The organism is Paenibacillus sp. GYB003 (assembly GCF_036577625.1).
Lineage (GTDB): Bacteria > Bacillota > Bacilli > Paenibacillales > NBRC-103111 > Paenibacillus_AB.
In genome coordinates, this window is sequence record NZ_JARBDC010000044.1 from 180,218 (window position 1) to 186,583 (window position 6,366).

6 protein-coding genes are annotated in these 6,366 nt (G+C 63.1%); all 6 read left to right on the top strand.

What is annotated here, in order from left to right:
- The first annotated feature begins 2 nt into the window (after positions 1 to 2).
- On the top strand, positions 3 to 869 hold the full coding sequence (locus PV407_RS15990; protein ID WP_332090928.1) for a MurR/RpiR family transcriptional regulator: 867 nt from the start codon (positions 3 to 5) through the stop codon (positions 867 to 869).
- 27 nt (positions 870 to 896) lie between these two features.
- Positions 897 to 1,865 (top strand): BadF/BadG/BcrA/BcrD ATPase family protein, encoded by a 969-nt coding sequence (locus PV407_RS15995; protein WP_332090929.1) that lies wholly within the window; start codon positions 897 to 899, stop codon positions 1,863 to 1,865.
- A gap of 19 nt (positions 1,866 to 1,884) precedes the next feature.
- The gene (locus PV407_RS16000; RefSeq protein ID WP_332090930.1) at positions 1,885 to 2,706 is read left to right on the top strand and encodes a sugar phosphate isomerase/epimerase family protein; all 822 of its coding nucleotides are present in this window, start codon (positions 1,885 to 1,887) and stop codon (positions 2,704 to 2,706) included.
- 19 nt (positions 2,707 to 2,725) lie between these two features.
- Positions 2,726 to 4,300, top strand: a complete 1,575-nt coding sequence (locus tag PV407_RS16005) for an FAD-dependent oxidoreductase (protein WP_332090931.1) — start codon at positions 2,726 to 2,728, stop codon at positions 4,298 to 4,300.
- 60 nt (positions 4,301 to 4,360) lie between these two features.
- A complete protein-coding gene (locus PV407_RS16010) occupies positions 4,361 to 5,413 on the top strand; it encodes a Gfo/Idh/MocA family protein (RefSeq protein ID WP_332090932.1) in 1,053 nt (350 codons plus the stop codon).
- A gap of 88 nt (positions 5,414 to 5,501) precedes the next feature.
- Positions 5,502 to 6,366 (top strand): ABC transporter substrate-binding protein (locus PV407_RS16015; RefSeq protein ID WP_332090939.1); only part of this gene is annotated, 865 nt, incomplete at its 3' end.

The window sequence follows — 6,366 nt, forward strand, 5'->3', positions numbered from 1 at the left end:
ATATGGATGAACTAGAAAACGCCGGTACGAATCCGCTGGAAACGAACGTGTTGGCCAAACTTCACAGCAGCTACGCCCATTTGTCGCAAACGGAGCAAAAAATCGCGGATTACGTGATGGAGCATCCGGAAAAGGTCATGTACCATTCCGTGACGCAAATGGCCGACGAGCTCGAGGTCGCCCAGTCGACGATCACCCGTTTTTGCCGATCGATCGGTTTGCGGGGATACCAGGAGCTGAAAATCATGCTCGCCCGCGATATCCACAGCGGGAACGGCCAAGAGCAGGAGCAGGGCAAGCTTACACTGCCGCAAAAGCTCGGCCAGCTGGTGATGGGCAACATTCAGGATACGCTCAAGGTGCTCGACGCCGAGCAGCTGCAGGAAGCGGTGGCGAAGCTGCTGCAGGCGCGCAAAGTCGTCATATTCGGGTTGGGCGAATCCGGTCCGATGGCGCAGCTGCTCAAGTCCAAGCTGCTCGGCTTGGGGCTGACGGCCGATGCGCTGACAGACGTCCATCTTCAGCTGATCAGCGCGGCACATTTGAGCGAGAACGACGTCGCCGTCGGCATTTCCCAGCTCGGCAGCACGAAGGACGTCGTCCATGCGCTGAAGCGGGCTCGCAAGAGCGGGGCGCATACGATCTGCATGACGGGCCACGGCCGCTCGCCGATCAGCGAAGCGTCCGACACCCGGCTCGTCTGCTTGAGCAAAGGGATCGCGGTGCTGGACAAAGAGACGAAAAGCAAAGTGTCGATTTTGTTCCTGATCGAGCTGATCGATATCAGCATCGCCCTCGCTTTATCGGAGAGGGGCGACCGGCAGCAGCCGTGGAAGACGACGGAGTCGATTTTGGAGAAGCTGTTCTGATCACGCAGCAAAACGAGGTGACGGCGAATGATCGTGCTCGGGGTCGACGGAGGACAGACCGCGACCAAAGCTTGCCTGTACGATTCCGGTTCGGGGCGGGTATGGAGGGCGACCGGCCCTCCGATCGATCATCTGTCGACTCCCGACGGAATTGAAATCGCTTACAAGGGGATAAGCCAGACTCTGACTGCCCTGACGGCGAAGCTGGGGCGTCCGATTCGCGCGGATGCCGCCGTCGTCGGCATGAGCGGGATTACGAAGCGGCACGAGCCGCTCGTGCGGCGATGGGTGCGCGAAGCCGCGGAAGTTGATCGGGTCGACGTCATGGGCGATTCAAAAACGAATTTGGCCGGGGCGACGGGCGGAACCGACGACGGGGTTCTCGTCATTGCGGGAGGCGGCGCGCTCGGCTACATCGTCGACGATGAGGGCCGTCCGCACATATCCGGCGGATGGGGGCACGTGCTCGGCGACGAAGGGAGCGCCTACTGGATCGGGCTCACGGCGCTGCGGGCCGCTGTCGCCCGGTCCGACGGGCGCGGGGAACCGACCGTGCTGGATCGGCTGCTGCTCGACCATTTCCAGGCGGCTTCGTTCTGGCAGGTCAAAAGCGGCGTCCACTCCGGGGCGATCGGGCGCGGGCGCATCGCCGGCCTGGCCGCCTTGGCTGATCGCGCTGCCGACGACGGGGATGCCGTCGCAAGGCGCATTATGGCCCAGGCCGGTGCCTGCTTGGGCGACCTGGCCGTATCGGTCGTCCGCAAGGTGGAGTCGCTCGGCAAAACGGCGCCCCGCCGCATTTACCCGACCGGCGGCGTGTTCCGATCGGTCCGCTGGGTGAAGCCGGCGTTCGAGACGGCCGTGCGCGAAGCCGATCCGACCCGGGCCATCGCCCGTCCGCTGCTCCCGCCGGAGGCCGGTGCGGCTTTGCTGGCCGCCCGGCTGGCGGGCGGGGACGTTACGGCCGCATTGCTGCGGGATTATGACGACGAATAAAGGAAAAGGGGCTATCGATATGACATTGTCTCTGAGCATGTGGAGCATGCATCGTACCGTCAAGGAACGGAGCTGGGGCGTGATCGACTTTTTGCGGCACTGCAAACGGTCGGGCTGGGATCAAGTCGAGCTGCTCGCCCATTTTTGGAAGGACGGGACGGAGGCCGAGCAAGCCGCCGATTTCGCGAGGGCAAGCGGGATCAAGGTCGTCAGCTACGCCGTAAGCAACAACTTCGTCAGCCGCGATCCCGCCGAAAGACAAGCGGCGCTGCGCAAAATTACGGACGGCATACCGGTCGCGCAGCTGCTCGGGACGTCGACGATTCGCGTCTTTTCCGGAAATTGGAGCGAAGGCGTCGCCTACGAGGAAGCGATGCGGTGGATACTCGAAGGGTTGGCCGAGGCGGCGCGCGAGGCGGAGCGGTCCGGCGTCACGCTTTGTCTCGAAAACCACGGGAAGCTGGCGGGCCGCGGCGAACAGGTGAAAGAAATCATCGAGAGCGTCGGCTCTCCCGCGCTTCGCTCGACGTTCGACACGGGCAACTTCCTGCTCGTCGACGAACAGCCGGCGGCGGCTTTGGAAGCGCTTCTTCCGTACATCGCGCACGTTCATTTCAAAGATTTTAAAGAGCAGCCGGGCGGCCGCTACAAATCGCTCGGTCAGCGGGTGTACGAAGGGGTTCCGGCCGGGGAAGGCGACGCCGGATTGGCGCATATCGTCGGCATGCTGAAGCGGTCGGGCTATGGCGGGGCGTACGTGCTCGAATACGAAGGCGTAGGCAGCGAAGACGAAGGGATTCGCCGAAGCTTCGCCAATTACGAACGGCTCGTTTTGTCGTAAGGAAGGAGTGAAACGCAAAATGCAGCGCGAAATGAAAGCCGACGTCGCCGTCGTCGGCGGGGGCGTCGGCGGCTGCGCCGCGGCGCTGGCGGCGGCCCGGATGGGCAAAAGCGTCGTCATGACGGAGGAGACGGATTGGATCGGCGGCCAATTGACGAGTCAAGGCGTCCCGCCCGACGAACATCCGTGGATCGAGCGGTTCGGCTGCACGCGCGGCTACCGCCGGTTTCGCGACGGCATCCGAAGCTATTACCGGGCTCACTTCCCGCTTACGCCGGAGGCGCGGGCGACGGCGGAGCTCAATCCCGGCGGCGGCGGCGTCAGCCGCTTGTGCCACGAGCCGAGAGCGGCGCTGGCCGTCCTGCACGAGATGCTGGCGCCTTATGTACACAGCGGCCGGCTGACCGTTTTGCCCCGCCACCGGGCGATCGCGGCCGAAACGATCGGTGACCGCGTGCAGTCGGTGACCGTCGAATCGCGCGACACCGGCAACCGGCTCGTGCTCGTCGCCCCGTATTTCCTCGACGCTACGGAATGCGGCGACGTTCTTCCGCTCGCCGGAGCGGAATACGTGACCGGCGCCGAGTCGAAGGCGCAGACGGGAGAACCTCATGCCGTCGACGGGGAGCCGCGGCCGACGGATATGCAAGCGTTTACGTACTGCTTCGCGATGGATTACGCGGAAGGGGAAGACCATACGGTCGACAAACCGGAGGAGTACGCCTTCTGGAAGTCGTACCGCGCGGCGTTCTGGCCCGGGCCGCTGCTCGGCTGGACCGGCTCGAATCCGGTTACGCTGCAGCCGCGGACGTACGGCCTGTTTCCCGGCGACGGAGGGGCTCCGCTCTGGACGTACCGGCGCATCGCGGCCAAAGACCATTTTGCGGAAGGCGCTTACCGCAGCGATATCACGCTCGTCAATTGGCCGCAAAACGACTACTGGCTCGGCCCGATCATCGACGTCGGCGAGCGGGAGCGCGAGCTTCATCTGCGTCGCGCGAAGCAGCTCAGCCTATCGCTGCTGTACTGGATGCAGACGGAGGCGCCCCGCCCGGACGGCAAAGCCGGATATCCCGGCTTGCGGCTGCGGCGCGATGTGCTCGGGACCGAGGACGGATTGGCGATGGCGCCGTATATCCGCGAATCGAGACGGATCGTCGCCGAGTTCACCGTGCTGGAGCAGCACGTTTCCAAGCAGGCGCGGGAAGGAGGGACGGCCGAGCCGTTCGCCGATTCCGTCGGCGTCGGCTGCTACCGGATCGACCTGCACCCGAGCACCGGAGGGCGAAGCTATATCGACATCGCCAGCCTGCCGTTTCAAATCCCGCTCGGCAGCCTCATTCCGGTTCGTCTGAACAACCTGCTGCCGGCATGCAAAAATATCGGCGTCACTCACATTACGAACGGCTGCTACCGGCTTCATCCGGTCGAATGGAACGTCGGCGAAGCGGCCGGTTACTTGGCCGGATATTGCATCGACCGCGGAATTCGGCCGCGGGACGTCCGAAACGATCCCGCCGCCTTCGCCGATTTCCGGCAGCTGCTCGTCCGGGAAGGGATCGAAACCGCCTGGCCGGCCATCCGCGCAGTATAGCCGTTAGGCCGGCCGCGGGGAGGAAGTCAAATCGCAATCGCTCGGAAAGGAAGGGTTCGCATGAAAACGATAAAAGTCGGAGTCGTCGGCATCGGGTCGATCGCGCACATCTTTCATTTGCCGAATTATAAAGCGCATCCGCAGGTCGAGCTGACGGCCGTCGCCGATACGGATTTGGCGAGGGCGCGCCGCGTCGCCGAGGAAGCCGGAGGCATTCGCGCGTACGGCTCGGCGGAGGACATGTTCGCATCCGAAACGCTCGATGCGGTCAGCATTTGCACGTTCAACGAAAGCCACGTCCCGCTCGCGCTGCTGGCGCTCGAGCACGGGCTGGACGTTCTGGTCGAAAAGCCGATGGCGATGACGGTCGAGCAATCGGCCATGCTGAAAGAAAGAGCGGCTCGAGGCGGCAACATCGTCATGGTCGGAATGAGCCACCGGTTTCGTCCGGACGCCCAGGCGCTGCAAGGCATCGTCTCCTCCGGGCAGCTCGGCGGCGTCTATTTCGCCAAGACGCGCATTTTACGCAGGCGCGGCGTGCCCGAAGGCTGGTTCACCTCGAAGCGATATTCCGGAGGCGGCCCGATGATGGACATCGGGGTGCATGCGCTCGACTTGGCGTGGTGGATGATGGGGAGGCCGGAGCCGGAGCAAGTGATGGGCAGGCTGTTCCGGGAAGTCGCGCCGTACGGCACGAAAGGCGTTTCGGCCTATAAGGCGAAGTCCGCGGAAAACAAAGAGCGGCCGATCTACGATGTCGAAGACATGGGCGCCGCCTTCATCACGTTTGCGAACGGGGCCGTTCTTACGCTGGAAGCGAGCTGGGCGATCAACGGCAAGCAGGACGACGCGATCAAGGTGGAGCTGTACGGAACGCAGGGCGGCGCGACGCTCGATCCGCTCGCACTGTATACCGAGAGCAACGGCATTTTGGTCGAAAGCGGCATGACCGTCGGCAAGTACGATTTTTACAAAAGCGAAATCGAGCATTTCGTCGAATGCGTGTCGGAGCGGCGGCAGCCGCTTGTCGATGCGGCGCAAGGCCACGAAGTGATGCGAATGCTGGAAGCGATCCGCCTGTCTTCGGAAACCGGCGAATCGGTCCGATGCTGACCGCTCCGGCGGGGGCGGATCGCGCCGCGCGAAGGCCGCGGGCGGGAACGCGAATGCCGATTGCATAGAAGGGGGAATTGCCGTGAACATGCGCAGCCGAAAAGGATGGGTCATGCTGCCGCTGCTGTCGTCGCTGTCGCTTGCGGTCGCCGCGTGCGGCGGAGGCCGGGGCGGGGGCGGAGCGGGAACCGGTACGGGGGCGGAGCCGGCGGAGACGAAGCCGAAAGAGCCGGTGACGTTGAACTTCCTGTACAACGGGTACTCGAAGGAGCTGCTCGGCGAGCTGCAGGCGAAGGTGGAGCAAAAGCTGCCGGGCGTCAAGCTGAACATGATTTTGGAAGGCGGCCAGGGCAATACGATCGAGGACATTGTCGCCAAAGGAACGGAGCTCGACCTGGTCGGCTTTCCGATCGGGGGCATTTTCAAAGTGATCGACTTGCGTCTCGCCACCGACCTGCTGCCGCTCGCCCAGAAGCATAAATTCGACCTGAACCGTCTGTCTCCCGGCGTGCTGGATTCCGCGAAGTCGTACTCCGACAAGGGCGAGCTGCTGATGATGCCGTACGAGCTGAACGTGAACGTGCTCATTTACAACAAAAATTTGTTCAACAAATTCGGGGTCCCGTATCCGAAGGACGGCATGACGTGGGACGACGTCTTCGAGCTTGCCAAAAAGCTGACGCGGCAGGAGGGCGGGGTCAAATACAGAGGGTTCCAGTACAACGCCATCAACATGGTGTATAAAAACCAGCTCGCTCTGCCGTTCGTCGATCCGAAAACGATGAAGGCGGCGGTCAATACCGACGAATGGAAAAAATGGCTCGAAGTGATGAGCGGCTTTTACCATATCGTCGGCAACGAGCCGGAAGGATACGAGCACGACAACTTTTTGAACAAGCAAATCGTCGCCATGCGGACCGGACCGAGCCTGCTCGACATGCTGCCGGCCGCGG

What these genes read in the sequence shown, in the direction of transcription:
- PV407_RS16010 (WP_332090932.1), top strand. Translation starts at nt 4,361, where the DNA reads ATGAAAACGATAAAAGTCGGAGTCGTCGGCATCGGGTCGATCGCGCAC.
- PV407_RS15990 (WP_332090928.1), top strand. Translation starts at nt 3, where the DNA reads ATGGATGAACTAGAAAACGCCGGTACGAATCCGCTGGAAACGAACGTG.
- PV407_RS16005 (WP_332090931.1), top strand. Translation starts at nt 2,726, where the DNA reads ATGCAGCGCGAAATGAAAGCCGACGTCGCCGTCGTCGGCGGGGGCGTC.
- PV407_RS15995 (WP_332090929.1), top strand. Translation starts at nt 897, where the DNA reads ATGATCGTGCTCGGGGTCGACGGAGGACAGACCGCGACCAAAGCTTGC.
- PV407_RS16000 (WP_332090930.1), top strand. Translation starts at nt 1,885, where the DNA reads ATGACATTGTCTCTGAGCATGTGGAGCATGCATCGTACCGTCAAGGAA.